The following is a 17,507-nucleotide window of genomic DNA, read 5'->3' as shown; positions in this document are numbered from 1 at the left end:
GACGCGGATGTGCTCCGTGCCGTCGCGCGATCCTGTGCCGTGGATATGACACTCGTGGTGGTCTGGCGCGCATGGATCCCGCCACGACTGACAGATCCACGCGGAGCCGTGATTCACCCCGTCAGACGGCGGGTGCCGCCGGCTGGTCCGTCGTCGCGAGTGGGGGACGCTCGTCACGGATTTCGGGGAAGTCCCTCGAAATACGGGGGGACTTGTGCGTATTCGGTGTCGAGCGTCAGCGCGAGCGGGCGATCCACACGGTCTCGGTCGCCTCGATCGTGACCGCGCCCGCTGTCCCGCCGGACCCCGGCACCCCGCCAGCCCCACCTACCCCACGGGCCCCACCCGACTCGGACCCAGGCACCCCGCCGGTCGCACCGGCCCCACCCGCACGGGCCCCACCCGCACCGCCCGACGCGGCACCGGCACCGGCACCGGCACCGAGCGGCGCGAGCGCGAGGGAGGGGCCGTCGCCGACGACGACGACGGCACCGGGCACGATCCCGCTCGCCGAGAGGGCGCGCAGGAGCGCGCCGTCGCGGTCGCTGATCCGCACCACCGCGCCCACGTGTCCGACGGCGGCGTCCTCGAGCGGGACGGCGTCGAAGACGGGGGCACGTCCGTCGGAGTCGGGGATGGGGTCGCCGTGCGGATCCTGCTGCGGGCGGCCGAGCCGCGCGTCGATGGCGTCGAGGAGCCGCTCGCTGATCGAGTGCTCGAGCACCTCCGCCTCGTCGTGCACCTCATCCCACGCGTAGCCCATCTCCCGGACAAGCCACGTCTCGACGAGCCGGTGCCGCCGCACCACGTCGGCAGCCCGCGTTCGACCGAGGGTCGTCAGAGTCAGCGGACCGTAGGGCACGTGCGTCACGAGCCCGGCCGCCGCGAGCTTCTTCACCATCTCGGTCACCGACGACGGCGCGACCCCGAGCCGCGACGCCAGCGCCGACGGCGTGATGGGCGCGGGCTGCCACTCGGTGTGCGTGTAGATGGCCTTGAGGTAGTTCTCGGCCGCGATCTCCTGCGCACCGATGCGCCGGGGCTGTCCCTCGTGCGCGGACCAGATGCTCATTCCGCCACTGTATCGATCGAGGATCAAATGAGTTATGCTCAGGAAAACGAGAAAGGATCATCATGAGACGTCTTCGACCCCTTCGTGCTGGATTCATCACTGTCGCCTGCGGCGCGGCCCTCCTCGTTCCCCTCGTGGCCGGCGCCTCGGCAGCCTCCGCGAAGACGGGGACGTATGGGTGGGAGTACCAGTGCGTCGAGATGGACATAGACCCGGCCTGCCACAACGGGTGGGATGCTCAGAACGGCGCAGCCGGATCCGCGGGAGGACAGTCGTCGTATCTCCCTGAGGACATGGGCTACGAGGGCGCACGGCTCGGAGCGGACGGCATGCCGTACCACGTGTTCGCCCGCAAGGACGGCACCGCCGCGAACGGCAACGACGCGAAGCGAGTGTCGCATGGCGTCAAGATGAGCTGCACGGCTGTGGGGGGCGCCGTCCTCTGCCCGATCTGATCTCCGGGGTACGCGACCCAGAGTCATCCGCGCCGGGTACAGTGTGCGCAGACCACCGCTGCAGGCGGCGTCGCGCCCATCCCGACCGTGCCTCCGGAGGACCTCGTGCCCATCATCGACAACGCCGTGTACGTCGACGGGGTGCGCACGAAGGATCCCGCCAGCCTCGACGAGACGTACGAGCTGCTGCGCGACATGCACGGCATGGCATGGATCGGGCTGTACCGTCCGAGCGCTCACGAGCTGCGGTCGGTCGCCGACGAGTTCGACCTCCACCACCTCGCGGTCGAGGATGCGCTGAGCGGCCATCAGCGCGCCAAGCTCGAACGCTACGGCGACACCCTGTTCATCGTGCTGCGCCCCGCGCGCTACATCGACTCGGAGGAGCGGGTGGAGTTCGGCGAGCTCCACCTCTTCATCGGCCCCGGGTTCGTCGTGACGGTCCGGCATGCGGAGTCGCCGAACCTCGGCGCGGTGCGGCACCGGCTCGAGGCGAACCGCGACCTGCTGAAGCTCGGTCCGGATGCGGTGATGTACGCGATCCTCGACCAGGTGATCGACGAGTACAACCCGGTGCTGGGCGGGCTCGAGAACGACATCGACGAGATCGAGACGCAGCTGTTCTCCGGCGACTCGACGGTCGCGAAGCGCATCTACGACCTGATCGGCGAGGTGATCGAGGTGCAGCGGGCCGTGCATCCGCTCGCCCCGATGATGGAGGCGCTGCTCCGCGGCGGCGAGAAGTACGGCGTCGAGCTCGAAGTGCAGCGGGGCCTGCGCGATGTGCTCGACCACGTGCTGCAGATCATCGGCCGTGTCGACACCATGCGCGACAACCTGCAGAACGCCCTCACTGTGCAGTCCACGCTCGCCACGCAGGAGTCGAACCGCGAGATGCAGCGCCTCGCCGAGGCGAGCCTCGACCAGGCGGAGGCGTCGCGCCAGCTGTCCGAGACGAGTCTGAAGCAGGGCGAGGAGGTGAAGAAGGTGTCCGCGTGGGCGGCCATCCTCTTCGCGCCGTCGCTCATCACGGGCATCTACGGCATGAACTTCGACAACATGCCCGAGCTGCACTGGGACTTCGGCTACCCCATGGCGATCGGGGCGATGCTCCTCGTCAGCACGATCCTGTTCCTGGTGTTCAAACGCAACCGCTGGATGTGAGCGTCCGGCCCCGACCGCGCGACCGCTAGCCTGAGGCGGTGACGGGTGATCGGGATGCGGAGGGCGACGACGGCGGATCGCCTGCGTCCGCAGCGGCGCCGTCACCCACCCACGAGCTGAGCACCGCGGGAGTGGGACCGTGGCAGGGGGAGCTCCCCGACGACCCGCGCTACGACCCGGAGCTCCTCGCGAACGGCGACACCCGCAACGTGATCGACCGCTACCGCTACTGGACGATGGAGGCGATCGTCGCCGACCTCGACGAGCACCGGCATCCGTTCCACGTCGCGATCGAGAACTGGCAGCACGACATGAACATCGGGTCGATCGTGCGCAGCGCCAACGCGTTCGCCGCCGACACCGTGCACATCATCGGGCGCCGGCGCTGGAACAAGCGCGGGGCGATGGTCACCGACCGCTACCAGCACGTGTCGCACCACGAGGACGTCGCCGCGTTCGTCGCCTTCGCCCGGGCGGAAGGGCTCCCGATCATCGCGATCGACAACGTGCCCGGCAGCGTCGCGATCGAGACCACCGCGCTGCCGGAGCGCTGCGTGCTGCTCTTCGGTCAGGAGGGCCCGGGTCTCTCGCCCGAGGCGCTCGCCGCCGCGGATGCGGTGGTGGAGATCACGCAGTTCGGCTCCACCCGCTCGATCAACGCCTCTGCCGCCGCCGCGATCGCCATGCACGCCTGGGTCACGCAGCACGTCCGCTTCTGAGCGCCGCGCCTCCCCGCCCTCCTCCGCGGCGTGTTTCGCCACGCCCAGGTGGTCTCGCCACTCCGATCGACGTGGCGGAACCACCTCAACGTGGCGGAACCGCTCGACGTGACGAACCGCCTCGACGGGGGCCGCGCTAGCCGGCGGTGGCGGTGGGGGACTCCTCGGGGTCGAGGTCGCGAGGGAGGCGTGCCCGCCTCCGCCACGCCACCGTCGCGATGGCCACGCCCGCGATCACGATGCATCCGCCGATGATGTCGCCCCAGGTGGGCACGTCGCCGAGGAGGATCCACGCGCTCGTGAACCCGGCGACGGGCACGAGCATCGAGAACGGCGCCACCCGGCTGGACGGGTTGCGCTTCATCAGCGTGGTCCAGATGCCGGAGCCGACGATCGTGCCGAGCACGACCGTGTACGCCAGCCCGAGGTTCGCGGGCAGCGCCTCGGGGGTGAACGCGGTCGACAGCGACCGCCAGACGACGTCGGGCCCCTCGACGAGCAGCGAGAGCGCGATCATGGGGATGGGTGGCACCACGGACATCCAGAGGGTGAGCCGCAGTGGCGAGTCGGGGTTCGCCTGGCGGCTGCAGACGTTGCCGAACGCCCATCCGAGCGCCCCGCACAGCGTGAGGATGACCGGCAGCAGGGCCGAGACGCCCGCGCGCTCGGCCGCGATGACCCCGAGCCCTCCGCACGCGATCGCGATGCCCACACCCTGGATCACCGTCAGCCGCTCCCGCAGCCACAGCGCCGCGATCACCACGGTGAAGGGGGCGGACGCCTGGAGCACCAGCGACGCGAGCCCCGGCGGCATGCCCGCCTGCATCCCGGCGTAGAGGAACGCGAACTGCAGGATGCCGAAGCCCAGCCCGTATCCGAGCAGCCAGCGCAGCTTCACCCCGGGCCACTTCACGAACAGCACGGTCGGGATGGCGAGCACGAGGAACCTCAGCCCCACCAGGAAGAACGGCGGGTAGTGCTCGAGCGACAGGTGGATCGCGACGAAGTTCACCCCCCACAGAACCGCGACGAGGGCGGCGAGGAGGCGATCGCGAGGGGGCACGGACTCAGCCTCGCGCAGGAGGGTCCGTCACGACGAATCGGATGCGCTACCAGTTCCTGAAACGTGAGTTCAGCGGCCCTTCACGATCGGGTCGGACGCTGCCCGCTACTTGCCGTGCTCGGCGAGGATCTCGTCGAGGTCGATGCGCTTGAGCACACCCGTCCAGTCGAAGGAGCGCGCGGCCTCGATGGCGTCATCCTCGGCCACGACCTTCCCGTTGCGCTGGACGGTCACGCCGGCCGGCGCCGCCTCGTTGAGGATGCGGAGGATGTGGTCGTCGACCGCCTCGGTGTCGAAGTCCGCGCCGTAGCGGGCGTAGACGTCAGCGTTGACGGTGTAGTTCAGGATGGTGATCTCGGTGTGCGTCACGCCTCCATCCTGCCGCTTCCCGCGGAGGAAGTGTCAGAGGTCGACGTGTCGTCGCGGGAGTCGCCTCGACGCCGGGCCCGGACTCGCCTCACCAGGAGCAGCACCGCCCGCCATCCCACGAGGAACACCGCCAGCACGACCGCGGTGACGACGACGAAGCTCGGCTGCACACCCTGCCCCGACGCGAGGCGGAGCAGCATCCCCACGACGACCGTCGAGACCCAGACCACCACGCCCGTCGGGACGAGCGCGAACGGACGCCGCCAGCCGAGCGACACCAGCCATCCGACGGCGGCGCCGGCCAGGAACGGCCAGAGCGTCGTCAGGAGGCCGAGCAGCGCATCCGACTCGTCATGACTGCGGCGACCGATCAGGACGAACACGAGCACGAGCAGGGCGTCGGCCACGGCGGCGATGAGGATCCTCACCCCGTCACCCTATGCGCCCCGGCGAGCGGGCCTGTCGACCGGCCCCGCGGTTCGGGCCCGGTCAGGCGTCCGCGTCGGGGCTCTCGTCGTGCAGCCGGTCGGCGGGGTGGGCGGCGCCGTCGGCGTCGGCCTCGGCCGGCCACTCGTCCTCGCCGGTGGCGCGGATGCTCCGGAGCTCGTCACCGAGCTCGGTGCGGGCCGCGTCGGGGATGCTGTGCTCGTCGCTCATGCCGCCGACCCTACGCCGGGCTCGTCGGCTCCGAACCCACTCTGAGGCGGCTCACGAGCACGGCGGCGTAGAGTCCGACTCGGGACACGGTCACGCCGATCCGTGCCCACTCCATCCCGAGACGAGGAGACGGATGCGCGGGAACGCCTGGGCAGCGCTCGTCGGCGTGGTCGCCGCCGGGGTCGAGCTCGCGGTGGCCGAGCTGGTCGCGGTGTTCGCCGGGCCCGAGTCGAGTCCGCTGTTCGCGGTCGGGTCGCTCGTGATCGACCTGGCGCCGCCCGGGGCGAAGGACCTGATGATCTCCCTCTTCGGCACGGGGGACAAGGTGGCGCTCCTCGTCCTGCTCGGGATCGTGGTGGCTGCGCTCGCGGTGCTCGCGGGCATCCTCGAGCTGCGCCGTCGGCCGGGCGGCGTGATCGTGCTCGTCGCCGTGACCGCGCTCGCCATCCTCGCCGTGACCACCAGGGCCGGGGCGAGCGGGCTGTGGGCGATCCCGACCGTGCTCGGCATGCTCGCGGGCGTCGTCGCACTGCGCCTCCTCACCGCCCGCCTCCGCGCCGCCCTCGCGGCCACCGCGGCACGGGCATCCGCTGCTTCCCCCGCTGCGAAGGAGCGGGCGTCCGATCCCGACACAGGGTCCGATGCCAGGACGTCGGTCTCACCGAACGACGGCATGCCGCGGCGGCGCTTCCTCCTGGCCACCCTCCTCGCCGGCGCGGGCGCGCTCGTCGTGGGCATCGCGTCCCGCACGATGAACGCCGCGGCCACCGCGGTGAGCTCCGCCCGTGCCGCCATCGCGCTTCCGCCCGCGGCGACCCCCGCGCCGCCGTCCCCTGCGGGCACCGACCTCGGGCTGGACGGCGTCACCCCGTACGTCACCCCGAACGGATCGTTCTACCGCATCGACACGGCGCTGCAGGTGCCGCAGGTCGACGTCTCGTCGTGGAGCGTCACCATCACGGGGATGGTCGAGAACGAGATCACCCTGACCTTCGACGACCTCCTCGCTCTTCCGCTGGAGGAGCACGCCGTGACCCTCGCCTGCGTCTCGAACGAGGTCGGCGGCGACCTCATCGGCAACGCGGTCTGGCTCGGATACCCCATCCGCGAGCTCCTCGAACGTGCGGTGCCGCAGGCCGGCGCCGACATGGTGCTCTCGACCAGCGTCGACGGCTTCACCGCGGGCAGCCCGCTCGAGGCGCTCACCGACCCCGATCGCGTCGCCCTCCTCGCTGTCGGGATGAACGGCGAGCCGCTGCCCGTCGAGCACGGCTTCCCGGTGCGGATGGTCGTGGCCGGCCTCTACGGCTACGTCTCGGCCACGAAGTGGGTCTCGCGCCTCGAGGTCACCCGGTTCGCCGACGCCGAGGGCTACTGGACCCCGCGTGGATGGTCGGCCCTCGGTCCGATCAAGACCGAGTCGCGGATCGACACCCCGCGCCGTGGGGCCTCCGTCCCGGCCGGCACGGTGGCCGTAGCGGGTGTGGCCTGGGCGCAACACACCGGCGTCGCGGGCGTGGAGGTGCAGGTGGACGGGGGAGCCTGGGCTCCCGCCAGGCTCGCGGCGGTCGACTCGATCGACACCTGGTGCCAGTGGGTCTACGAGTGGGACGCGACCCCGGGCTCCCACACCCTCGCGGTGCGCGCCACCGACCAGTCGGGCTACACCCAGACCCCGGACAAGGCCGCGCCCGCCCCCGACGGCGCCACGGGCTGGCACACGATCTCCGTCACCGTCTCCTGACGCGTCGCGGCTCCGCCGCCGCGGGTTCCGCCCGATGAGCGTGCCGTCGTCGCCGGTGGGGCCTCGTCGGTGCGTGGCGCGGGCGCAACCCGCGGTAGGCCACGTTCGGCGGGGGGATGGTGTCCGCTCGCCGCCGGCGTTCCCGGCCGCTGTCGTGCGGGTTCGGCCCACTGGGCGTGCCGTCGTCGCCCGTGCGCCTCCGTCGGTGTGTGGCGCGGGCGCAACCCGCGGTTGCCACGTTCGGCGGCGGGATGAGGTCCGCTCGCCGCCGGCGTTCCCGGCCGCTGTCGTGCGGGTTCCGCCCGCTGGGCGCGCCGTTGCCGCCGGTGGGGCCTCGACGCTGCGCCAGGAGGGCCGAACCCGCACCCACGTTCCCGATGGAGGGTACTTGGAAGGGAGAGGCCGAGAGCAGCCCCGGCCCTCGTGCGGCGCCCAGTGGCGAGAAAGGGCCCTTCCGGAGGGGTGGGAGGGGCGACTCCTCGCCGTTCGACGACCCCGCGGCCCGCCGGGGGCGGGTCAGGGGCGGGGGAGGGCGGCGGCGGTGCCGCGGACGACGATGCCGCCCGTCGGCGGGACCGTGACGCGCAGCAGGCTCGGTCGCCCCACGTGGGCGCCCTGGCGGATCTCGACCTCGGCGGGCGGGGTCAGCACGCCGAGCTCGCGCAGGTACGTCCCGGTCGAGGCCGCGGCGGAGCCGGTGGCCGGATCCTCCGTGATCTCGCCGACGGGGAACAGGTTGCGCGCCTCGTAGACGGCACCGGCCACCAGCGGATGCAGCACCGTCACGGTGCCCGCCCATCCCTGCTCGTCCATCAGGGCTCGCATCGCGCGCGGGTCGAAACCGAATCCGTCGAAGGTCGCGCGGTCGGCGACCACGACGATCGGATGCACGTTGCCCGCGAACGCGGCCCTCGGCGGATGCGTCGGGTCGAGCTGGGCGGAGGTCAGCCCGAGCAGGTCGAGCAGGCGGCCGAGCACCGCGTCGTCGAGCGGAGTCACGCGGGGCTCGACGCTCGTGAACGCGGCGGTCGGCTCGCCGTCGACGGTCGAGGTGGCGATGGCGACGTCGCCCGCGGGCGTCTCGAACAGCAGCTCGCCCGCTCCGTCCCGCTCCGCGAGGGCGACGGCGGTGGCGATCGTGGCATGTCCGCAGAAGGGCACCTCGGCCTCGGGCGAGAAGTAGCGGATGCGCACCCGCCGCACCGCCCCGTCGTCGACGATCTCGCGGACGAACGCCGTCTCCGAGTAGCCGACCTCCGCGGCGAGACGGAGCATCGCCGCCTCGTCCAGCCCGCCCGCCTCGAGCACGACCCCCGCGGGGTTCCCGCCGTCGGCCGCCCCGGGCTCCGGGAACGCGGTCATCCGCAGCACATCCACCATCCCGCCACCCTACTGAGCCCGGCCGCGCCGGGACTATCCTGGCCCGACCGACGGGCCTCGTCACGGAGGGAGGCCGGCGACCAGTGGAGTGGCGGATGCAGCGAATCGAGGACCCCCGCCCCACGTCCACCGTGCCACCGCACGTCGGCATGCGTCGACACGGTCGCCGTCTCGCCGCGCTGGCGGTCCTCGTCGTGCTCGCCGCATCCGGTTGCGCCGCGGAGCAGCACATGACCTCGCCCGCACCATCAGCACCGGCGAGCACCGCACCGGCGAGCACCGCGTCCGGCAGCGCCGCGCCGGCCCGACCTACGGCCACCGCCCCGCCGCCCGAGGGCATCACCGTGACGATCGACCAGCAGCGGCTCGACATCCCGCTCGACATGATGTCGGTCCAGGTGCACAACCGCTCCGGGCGCACGCTGGAGATCGTCGAAGCGACCTACACCGACGCCCGCTTCGCCGAACCGATCCAGTGGGTGGGCGACACCCTCGTGCCGAGCGACATCCAGCGGGACCTGCGGGTGCCCATCCCCGCACCCGACTGCGCCGCCTCCGCCGCCGCGCCCGCGCCGCACGTCGAGGTGACGTACATCCTCGACGACGCCGTCGCGGTCGGCGAGTACACGCCGACCGATCCGTTCGACTTCGTCCCGCTGCGCGTGGCCGCCGACTGCTTCGCCGAGCGTGTGGCGCAGACCGCCGACGTCTCGCTCACCGCGGTGTCGACGCGCCAGACCGAGGCGGGCGAGGTGGTCGAGCTCCAGATCACCGTCGCCGACCACGGCGCCGACGCGCTCACCCTCGGCACGATCTCCTCGACCGTGCTCTTCCAGCCGGCCGACGGATCCACCGGATGGACGCTCGACGCCGCCGTCTCTCCCGGCGAGTCGCGGGTCCTCACCATCGACGCGATCCCGAGCCGCTGCGATGCCCACGCCCTCGCCGAGGACAAGGTCGGCACCCGCTTCGACGCCTCGGTCGCGGTGGGCGACCCGGCCACGACGGCCACGACGGCCACGACGGCCACGACGGGCACGCTCACCCTCGTCGCGACGGACGCGCAGCGCAGCGACCTGTACGCCTACTTCTCCGACCGCTGCGGCCTGACCTGACGGAGCGCCTCGCGGAGCCGGGGCTCAGCCGATGAGCGACGGCCGCAGGTCGCGCAGCGTCCGGTGCCGCGTCATCCGACGCGCACCGAGGTACGACACGATGAGCGCCCCCGCCAGCCAGCACAGCAGGAAGACCACGTCGTTGGTCGCCAGCGCCAGGTTCCCGCCGTACATGAGCTGACGTATGCCGTCGACGGCATGCGACATCGGGAAGATCTGGTGCAGCACCTGGAGCGGCGCGGGCAGCGTCTGCCACGGGAAGGTCCCGCCGGCGGTGACGAGCTGGAGCACCATCAGCACGAGCCCGAGGAACTGGCCCACGCTCCCCAGCAGGATGTTGAGCGCGAGGATGATCGTGGCGTAGGTCGCGGAGGTGAGTGCCATGAAGCCGAGCATCGCCCACGGGTTCTCCACCCGGTAGCCGAGCGCCAGTGTCACGATGCCGAACACCGCCGTCATCTGCACGGCCCCGAGCACCGCCGGGGTGAGCCACCCGGCCGCGGTGATCCGCAGCGGCCGCTTCACGGCGGTGAGCGCGCGCTTCGACAGCGGCTTCACGATGAGGAACAGCGCGTAGATGCCGATCCAGGCGGCGAGCGAGATGAAGAACGGCGCGAGGCCGGCTCCGTACGATCCCGCCGCGGTGACGGCGCTGGTGTCGAGCGCGACCGGGTCGGAGATGGTCTGCGCCACCGCGTTGCGCACGTCGGTGCTCTGATCGGGGATCTGCTGAAGGCCCGAGGACAGGCCGTTGGCGAGCTCGGACGCGCCCGAATTCACCTGGTCGACGCCGTTGGCGAGCGTGGTCGCGCCCGAGGAGAGCTGCCCGTTGCCGGAGGCGAGCGAGGCCGCGCCGTCGGCGAGCTGGCCGATGCCCGCGGTGAGCTGAGGGGTCTGGGCGGCGAGCTGCGACGTGCCTGCGGCGAGCTGCGCGCTGCCTGCGGCGAGCTGCGCGATCTGGGCGTTCGCCTCCTGGACCCGGTTGTTGCCGTCCTGGACGTCCTGCCCGAGCGGGTCGAGCACTCCGAGGACGCGGTCGATCTGCGCCTGGGTGAGCCCCGCGGCCTGCAGCTGCTGGATGATCTGCGCCCGCACGACGGGCACGTCGGCGGCCGCCTGCGCGGTCGCGATCGAGACCTGCGACGACACGTCGGCGATCTTCGCGTTGCCGGCGGCGATCTGCTGCGCGCCGTCGTTCAGCTGAGCGGCCTGCGACGGCAGGTCGGACGTCTGCGACCGCAGCTGAGCGAGGCCGTCGCTGAGCTGCTGGGCCCCCGACGCGGCGGTGGCCGCGCCCTGTGCGAGCTGATCCGCCCCGCTCGCCGCCTGGGCGGTCCCCGACGCGAGCTGCGTCGCGCCGTCGGACGCGGTCACGATGTTGGTGCGGATGTCCGCCACGCCGTTCAGGAGCGTCAGCGCGGCCTGCTGGCCCACCTCCTGCGTGATGGACGCGCGGACCTTCTCGGCGACCTGGCCCGCGATCGTCGACGCGAGGTAGCTGTTGGTGTCGTTCGTGGTGAGGGTGACGACCGCCTGCTGGGGCGCATCCGTGGTGGTCGAGGTGAGCGCGGTCGAGAAGTCGGGGCCGATGGTGAGGATGAAGTCGAAGTCGCCGTCGCGCACGCCCGATGCGGCGGAGTCGGCGTCGGTGGGGACCCAGCCCACGGAGGCGTCGGACAGCAGCTGCTCCTGCATCTCGTCGCCGTAGTTGATCGCCTTGCCGTCGAGGGTCGATCCGGTGTCCTGGACGACGAGGGCGACGGGCACGTCCTTCAGGCTGCTGTACGGGTCGTTGTTGCCCCACAGGTAGAGCCCCGCGTAGAGCACTGGCACCGACATGAGGGCCACGAGCGCCAGCTTCGCCATGGGGGTCGCCGTGAGGCGCCTCAGCTCGGCGGCGATGAGATGCAGGATGGTCACGAGCGTGCCTTCGATTCGGGTTCGATGACGGATGCGGTGGGATCGGCGGCCGCGTCGGGAGCGGCCGCCGCGTGGCGGGGATGGGGTGAGTCGGAGTCCTCGTCGGCCGTCTCGACGCGGGTGCGGCCGGTGTGCTCGGGCGTGTCCGACTCGACGAGCTCGGCGTCGAGGTGCTCCGCGACCATGGCGGCGGGAGCGAGCTCGCCCTGCACACGGGCGGGCCCGGCGTCGGCGACCGCGTCGGCGTGCGTGTCGGCGCGCGCCTCGTCGGTCGGCTCGGACACGAGGTCGAGCACGTCGGATCCGGACTCGGGCTCGAGCACCCCCTCCTCCGGTCCCTGGGCGTCGGGGGCGTCCGGCTCGTCCGTCACGGGGTCGCCGAGGAGCTCGGCGGGCACGAGCGGGGCCACGATCTCGGCCGCGGCCGCGCCCACGACGACGAGCACCGCGAAGTCGCGCCGAGCGAGGTCGAGCGCGACCTCCAGCCACTCGCGCGGATCGCCGCCGTGCCGGTCGGGCGCGCAGAGCACCACGCCCTGGACGCCGCGGCGGAACGCGGCGAGCTCGGCGAGCACGCGGACACGGACCCCGGCGGGGACCTCGTCGACGGCGGCCCGCAGCCAGGGGGTGCCGCCCGCCTCGTCGACGACCGCGCGGACCGTCTCGCGGGACGTCGAGCGACCGCTGAGCGCGAGCTCCTCGCGCACGGCGCGGTCGAAGCGGAGATCTCCGGGCGGGTCGCTGACCTCGGGGGCGTCGACGAGCGCGACGCGGTCGCTCAGAGCGCGCGCATCCGCCTCGCCGTCGATCGTGACGGCGCCGGTGGCCGGGCGCATCCGCCCGCTCAGGATGAGGGAGAGCACGGTGGGGCGCTGCCCGGTCTCGGCGACGGCGACCGTCACCCGACCGGTCTCGAACGCCACGCTCGACTCCGGCAGGGCGAGGCCGGCCTTCCCCATGCTCACGCCCGAGGCCACGATCCTCATGCCGCACCTCCGGCCGTGGGCATGAGCGCGATCGCGGCGTCGGCGACGTCGACCGCCTCGCGCCAGGCGAGGCCGGCGACCGAGAGCCCCACCGACATCACCAGACGACGGGCCTCGTCGTGGGCGAGCTCGCTGCGGACCGCCTCGTCGAGGACGGCGATCGCCGCATCCTCCACGAGCCGTGCCAGTGCCTCGGGGTCGAGGTCGTCGCGGAAGTCGCCCGCGCCGGCGCCGCGGACCACCGCCTCGCGCACCGAGCGCCGCACCGGCTGCAGCGCGCCTCCGGCCAGCTGCTCGAGCGGGCTGTGCAGCAGCGAGCTTGCCAGCACCTTCACCTCGGCGACCTGACCGTAGAGGGCGCCGCCGATGAGCGCGAGATGGATGCGCGGATCGTCGTGCCGGACGCCGGTGAGGGCGTCGGAGATGCGGCGTCCCCCGCGCTCCAGGAGCTCGGCGAGCAGATCGTCTCGGGAGGAGAAGTGGCCGTACACGGCGCGCCGGCTGAGGCCCGCCTCCGCGGCGACGGCGTCGATCGCGGCCTCCGGATCGCGGCGGAAGACCGCGGCGGCGGCGTCGAGGATGGCTGCGCGGTTCTCGAGCGCGTCCTTCCGCGGCGCGCGGGGGGCGCGGGGCGCTCGCGCACCGTGCGGGGCGCGAGAAGACGGGGGTGTGAGCGTGGGCACGACCGCCATCCTACCGCAAAGTGCACACTAGTGTGCAACTTAGCGAGGATGACGGTCGCGCTCCGGCGGGGTCGCTCAGCCGAGGAAGGCGGGGTCGCTCAGCCGAGGAAGGGGATCGCCCCCACCAGCACGCCGACGACGAGCATCACGAGCGACACGATGACCGCCCGCCACAGCACCTTCCTGTGGTGGTCTCCGAGGTTCACCCCCGCGAGCGACACCAGCAGCAGGATGGCGGGGACGAGCGGGCTCTGCAGGTGCACCGGCTGTCCGGTGATCGAGGCGCGGGCCATCTCGACGGGGTCGATGCCGTAGGAGGACGCGCTCTCGGCCAGGATCGGCAGGATCCCGAAGTAGAACGCGTCGTTCGACATGAAGAACGTGAACGGGATCGAGAGCACCCCCGTGATGACCGCCATGAACGGGCCGAGCGAGGAGGGGATGACCTCGGTCACCCAGGTCGCCATCGCATCCACCATGCCGGTCCCGTTCAGGACCCCGACCAGGACGCCGGCGGCGAGCACCATCGACACCACGCCGACGATGCTGGGCGCGTGGGCGACGATCTCGTCGGCCTGCGTCTTGAGCTTCGGGAAGTTCACGATGAGGGCGATCGCGGCGCCGATCATGAAGACGAAGGCGAGCGGGAAGACGTCGATGACGAGCACGACCATCACCGCGATCGTCAGAGCCAGGTTGAACCAGATGAGCTTCGGGCGGAGTGTCGGCCGCTGGGGGTCGAGGATGGTGTCGGCCATCGCGGTGTCGCCCTCGATCACCTGGGCGACCGGCACGCTGACGCGAGCCCCGCGCACCGCGACCATGCTGCCCGTGCGGAGGGAGACCGCGGCGCCGGGACGGCCGCCCGCCCCGCGCACCAGGCGCGGTCCGCCGAGCGGACCCTCTCCGGACGAGTCCATCCTCGACAGGTCGACGCTGCCGCCCAGACGCTTGCGCTCGGCGAGCCCGAGGAACCAGGCGAACCCGAGCGAGACGATGATCCCGGCCGCCAGGGAGGGGAGCATGGGCACGAAGATGTCGGTCGGCTCCAGGCCGAGCGCGGTCGCAGCGCGCACGGTCGGACCGCCCCAGGGGACGATGTTCATCGTGCCGTTCATGAGACCGGCCACGCAGGTGAGCACGACGGGGCTCATCCCCAGGCGGAGGTAGAGCGGCAGCATCGCCGAGGTCGTGATGATGAAGGTCGTCGACCCGTCGCCGTCGAGCGAGACCGCGCCGGCGAGGAGGGCGGTGCCGACGACGACCTTGGCGGGGTCGTTGCCGAGCAGCCGCGTGATCCACCGGATGAGCGGGTCGAACAGACCCACGTCGATCATGATGCCGAAGTACATGATCGCGAACATGAGCAGTGCCGCGGTGGGGGCCATGCTCTTGATGGCGTCGAGCACCATGTCGCCGAGGCCGAGCCCGGCTCCGGCGAAGAGGCCGAACACCGCCGGCACCGTGATGAGGGCGACCATCGGCGTGAGGCGCTTCGTCATGATCAGCGCCATGAAGACGAGGACCATCGCGAACCCCAGGATGACCAGGACGCCGTCCGGCGGGATGAAGGCGACGGTGTACTCGGCGTCCTCTGCTCGTATGGTGCCCATGGCGACTCCTTCGTCGACTGCGTCCTCCCGGCGGCGGTCCGTCCGGGATCGGTGGTGCGAGCGATGCTAGGAAGCGCGGCCGGTCCGGCGCGCGCATGTTCGCATTGGTTCGCGAAGTGCGCGTAACGTGACTTCTGCGCATAGTGCTCACGCCTGCGCCATGAGGGCATACGCACGGCGATCACACGAGGAGGTGCGGATGCGGTTCTCCACCCGGGTGCTGCTGCTCCAGCTCGCGACCCAGGCCTGCGTCGTCGTGGTCTGCAGCGCGGTCTTCCTCTGGTTCGGAGTGCAGCAGCTGCGCGCCGAGGCCGACTCGTCGGCGCTCAACATCGCCCGCGCGGTCGCCGAGTCGCCCGAGGTGCGCGACCTCGTCGCCGCCTACTCCGCCGATCCGGGCACACCCGACGCCGCCGACCTCCGCGACGGTCCTCTCCAGGCGTACGCGACGGGGGTGACCTCGCGCACGGAGGGGCTCTTCGTCGTGATCACCGACGACCACGGCATCCGCCTCGCCCACCCCAACCCCGACCGCCTCGGCGAGGTGGTGAGCACGAGCTTCGACGACGCCCTGGCGGGCCGCGAGGTCGTCACCTGGGAGACGGGGACCCTCGGAGAGTCCGCGAGGGCGAAGGTGCCCGTCTACGCGCCCGATCCGTCGGGACGACCCATCGGCGAGGTGAGCGTGGGCTTCGAGCGCGCGAGCGTGTTCGACGACCTGCCCTCGGTCATCGGCGCCGCCGCGATCACGCTCCTGCTCGCGCTGGGGCTGGGGACGGTGGCGGCCCTGCTCATCCGCCGGCGTCTCGAGCGGGTCACCGTGGGGGTGCAGCCGGAGGAGCTGGTGGCCCTGGTGCAGACCCAGGCGGCCGTGCTCGAGGACTCCGACGACGGGGTGATCGCCCTCGACCCCGACGGGGTCGTGCGGGTGTGCACGAGAGCGGCCGCCCGCCTTCTCGCGCTCGACGATCCGGTCGGGAGGACGCTGGACTCGCTCGGCCTGTCGAGGCAGCTCGAGGACGCGCTGCTCGAGGGAGCGCCGGACGGACTCTCGGCCGCGGGACGCATCCTCTACATCGACACCCGGCCGGTGCACCGAGGAGGGCGGCTGCTCGGCACGTCCGCGGTCATCCGCGATCGCACGGATCTGCTCGCGCTGTCCGAGCGGCTCGACAGCGTGCGCTCCCTGAGCGATGCGCTTCGGGTCCAGCGGCACGAGTTCGCCAACCGGCTCCACACGCTCGCCGGCCTCCTCGACGCGGGGCGGGACGACGAGGCCCGCCGGTTCCTCGACGAGCTGACGGACCGCGGCTCGGTCGCCTACCGGGTCGAGGGCCTCGACCAGCTGGCGGATCCGCTGGTCGCGTCGTTCCTCGGGAGCAAGGCGATCGCCGCAGCCGAGCGCGGGGTGGAGCTCCGGGTGGGCGAGACCTCCCTGCTGCGCTCGCAGCTCACCGAGCTGGAGGATCCGCTCGCGGTGCTCGGCAACCTCATCGACAACGCGATCACCGCGGCCGCAGCGGGGCGCGAACCGCGCTGGGTCGAGGTGACGCTCCTCGACGACGGGGATGAGCTCGTCGTCACGGTCGCCGACTCGGGTCGCGGTCTGACCGACGAGTCCGCCGTCTTCACACGCCCGCCGGCGGAGGACGGACCCGACGCGATCCACGGGCACGGCATCGGGCTGCCGCTCTCGCGGGAGTTCGCCCGGCGCCGCGGCGGCGACGTGTGGGTGGTCGACCCCGGCGGACCGGAGCACGGCGCCGTGTTCGGCGTGCGGATGCCGGGCGTGCTCGGGGACATGGGCGCGGGGCCCGACGCGGGCGACGGCCGGGCACGGCAGAGAGGACCGGAACGGTGACGGAACTGAGGGTGCTCATCATCGACGACGACTTCCGGGTCGCCGGACTCCATCGCGACGCGGTGGCCGCCCAACCCGGATTGCTCCCCCTCGAGCCCGTCCGCACCGCGGCGGAGGCGATGACCGCGCTGCGCGAGCACCGTCCCGACCTGGTGCTGGCGGACGTGTACCTCCCCGACGGCGATGGGATCGAGATCGTCCGAGCGTCGCGGGTCGACGCCTTCGTGCTGTCGGCCGCCGCCGAGCCGGCGACCGTCCGCCGGGCCTTCTCGGCCGGCGCGGTCGACTTCCTGGTCAAGCCGTTCGAGACACGGGCGCTGGGGGATCGTCTGGCCCGCTGGGTCCGCTATCGCAACCTGCTCTCGACTGGGGAGGCGCTGACCCAGGACCGCATCGACCGGGCGCAGGCGATCCTTCATCCGGCGCCTGAGCCCGGATCCCTCACGCGCAGCTCGACCGAGCGCACGGTCCTCGACGCGCTCGGGACGGACGACGCCTCGGCGAGCGACGTCGCGGAGAGGTGCGGCGTCTCGCGGGCGACCGCGCAGCGTCACCTCACCGCTCTGGCGGCGCAGGGGCTCGTCGAGGTCAGCCTCCGCTACGGCGCGACCGGCCGGCCGGAGCACCGCTTCCGCGTGAGCTCGTGAGGGTTTGTCCAGGTTTCCGTCGCGAGATCGGGGATTCGCGACGGAAACCTGGACAAAGC

17 protein-coding genes are annotated in these 17,507 nt (G+C 72.2%); 7 read left to right on the top strand and 10 right to left on the bottom strand.

Features of this window, described 5'->3' with window-relative positions:
- Positions 1-235 precede the first annotated feature (235 nt).
- Positions 236-1,072 carry a metal-dependent transcriptional regulator gene (locus IEX69_RS09535; RefSeq protein WP_085020773.1) on the bottom strand — a complete coding sequence of 279 codons (837 nt, stop codon included), beginning with the start codon at positions 1,070-1,072 and terminating at the stop codon, positions 236-238.
- A 62-nt stretch (positions 1,073-1,134) separates the two neighbouring features.
- Here IEX69_RS09535 and IEX69_RS09530 point away from each other — a divergent pair, with 62 nt between their 5' ends.
- From IEX69_RS09530 to IEX69_RS09520, 3 genes are all read left to right on the top strand, one after another.
- Complete coding sequence (locus IEX69_RS09530) at positions 1,135-1,527, top strand: hypothetical protein (protein WP_157127290.1); 393 nt, start codon at positions 1,135-1,137, stop codon at positions 1,525-1,527.
- A gap of 105 nt (positions 1,528-1,632) precedes the next feature.
- Positions 1,633-2,691 (top strand): magnesium and cobalt transport protein CorA, encoded by a 1,059-nt coding sequence (locus tag IEX69_RS09525; protein ID WP_085020772.1) that lies wholly within the window; start codon positions 1,633-1,635, stop codon positions 2,689-2,691.
- A 116-nt stretch (positions 2,692-2,807) separates the two neighbouring features.
- Entirely contained in the window at positions 2,808-3,410 is a 603-nt protein-coding gene (locus IEX69_RS09520) for a TrmH family RNA methyltransferase (RefSeq protein ID WP_229756422.1), read from the top strand.
- A 136-nt stretch (positions 3,411-3,546) separates the two neighbouring features.
- Here IEX69_RS09520 and IEX69_RS09515 read toward each other — a convergent pair whose 3' ends face one another.
- From IEX69_RS09515 to IEX69_RS09500, 4 genes are all read right to left on the bottom strand, one after another.
- Positions 3,547-4,473, bottom strand: a complete 927-nt coding sequence (locus tag IEX69_RS09515; RefSeq protein ID WP_085020770.1) for an EamA family transporter — start codon at positions 4,471-4,473, stop codon at positions 3,547-3,549.
- Positions 4,474-4,578: 105 nt separating this feature from the next.
- Positions 4,579-4,842: a hypothetical protein gene (locus IEX69_RS09510; RefSeq protein ID WP_085020769.1), complete on the bottom strand. Its 264-nt coding sequence runs from the start codon at positions 4,840-4,842 to the stop codon at positions 4,579-4,581.
- On the bottom strand, positions 4,839-5,270 hold the full coding sequence (locus IEX69_RS09505; protein WP_085020768.1) for a DUF3054 domain-containing protein: 432 nt from the start codon (positions 5,268-5,270) through the stop codon (positions 4,839-4,841). Before IEX69_RS09505 ends, IEX69_RS09510 begins: the two co-directional genes overlap by 4 nt.
- A 61-nt stretch (positions 5,271-5,331) precedes the next feature.
- On the bottom strand, positions 5,332-5,499 hold the full coding sequence (locus IEX69_RS09500; protein ID WP_157127289.1) for a hypothetical protein: 168 nt from the start codon (positions 5,497-5,499) through the stop codon (positions 5,332-5,334).
- Positions 5,500-5,632: 133 nt separating this feature from the next.
- Between IEX69_RS09500 and IEX69_RS09495 the strand changes: the two genes are divergently transcribed.
- Positions 5,633-7,243 (top strand): molybdopterin-dependent oxidoreductase, encoded by a 1,611-nt coding sequence (locus tag IEX69_RS09495; protein WP_085020767.1) that lies wholly within the window; start codon positions 5,633-5,635, stop codon positions 7,241-7,243.
- Between the two features lie 516 nt (positions 7,244-7,759).
- On the opposite strand, the gene IEX69_RS09490 is transcribed toward IEX69_RS09495, so the two are convergent.
- A complete protein-coding gene (locus IEX69_RS09490; RefSeq protein ID WP_085020766.1) occupies positions 7,760-8,623 on the bottom strand; it encodes a PhzF family phenazine biosynthesis protein in 864 nt (287 codons plus the stop codon).
- A 95-nt stretch (positions 8,624-8,718) separates the two neighbouring features.
- Here IEX69_RS09490 and IEX69_RS09485 point away from each other — a divergent pair, with 95 nt between their 5' ends.
- A complete protein-coding gene (locus IEX69_RS09485; RefSeq protein WP_085020765.1) occupies positions 8,719-9,738 on the top strand; it encodes a hypothetical protein in 1,020 nt (339 codons plus the stop codon).
- A 24-nt stretch (positions 9,739-9,762) separates the two neighbouring features.
- On the opposite strand, the gene IEX69_RS09480 is transcribed toward IEX69_RS09485, so the two are convergent.
- The 4 genes from IEX69_RS09480 to IEX69_RS09465 all read right to left on the bottom strand — a co-directional run bounded on the left by IEX69_RS09480 (position 9,763) and on the right by IEX69_RS09465 (position 14,940).
- A complete protein-coding gene (locus IEX69_RS09480; RefSeq protein WP_085020764.1) occupies positions 9,763-11,658 on the bottom strand; it encodes a YhgE/Pip domain-containing protein in 1,896 nt (631 codons plus the stop codon).
- The gene (locus tag IEX69_RS09475) at positions 11,655-12,644 is read right to left on the bottom strand and encodes a hypothetical protein (protein ID WP_085020763.1); all 990 of its coding nucleotides are present in this window, start codon (positions 12,642-12,644) and stop codon (positions 11,655-11,657) included. Before IEX69_RS09475 ends, IEX69_RS09480 begins: the two co-directional genes overlap by 4 nt.
- Positions 12,641-13,327, bottom strand: a complete 687-nt coding sequence (locus IEX69_RS09470) for a TetR/AcrR family transcriptional regulator (protein WP_174604516.1) — start codon at positions 13,325-13,327, stop codon at positions 12,641-12,643. Before IEX69_RS09470 ends, IEX69_RS09475 begins: the two co-directional genes overlap by 4 nt.
- Positions 13,328-13,425: 98 nt before the next feature.
- Complete coding sequence (locus IEX69_RS09465) at positions 13,426-14,940, bottom strand: CitMHS family transporter (RefSeq protein ID WP_085020761.1); 1,515 nt, start codon at positions 14,938-14,940, stop codon at positions 13,426-13,428.
- 199 nt (positions 14,941-15,139) lie between these two features.
- Between IEX69_RS09465 and IEX69_RS09460 the strand changes: the two genes are divergently transcribed.
- Together IEX69_RS09460 and IEX69_RS09455 are read left to right on the top strand one after the other, a co-directional pair.
- On the top strand, positions 15,140-16,801 hold the full coding sequence (locus tag IEX69_RS09460; protein ID WP_174604515.1) for a sensor histidine kinase: 1,662 nt from the start codon (positions 15,140-15,142) through the stop codon (positions 16,799-16,801).
- Positions 16,798-17,448: a response regulator gene (locus tag IEX69_RS09455; RefSeq protein WP_085020760.1), complete on the top strand. Its 651-nt coding sequence runs from the start codon at positions 16,798-16,800 to the stop codon at positions 17,446-17,448. The genes IEX69_RS09460 and IEX69_RS09455 overlap by 4 nt, the downstream gene beginning before the upstream one ends.
- The last annotated feature ends 59 nt before the right edge of the window (positions 17,449-17,507 follow it).

The organism is Cnuibacter physcomitrellae (assembly GCF_014640535.1).
In the GTDB taxonomy this organism is placed as follows: domain Bacteria; phylum Actinomycetota; class Actinomycetes; order Actinomycetales; family Microbacteriaceae; genus Cnuibacter; species Cnuibacter physcomitrellae.
The sequence above is the reverse complement of the archived record's forward strand: the minus strand, read 5'-3'. Positions and strand labels throughout refer to the sequence as shown.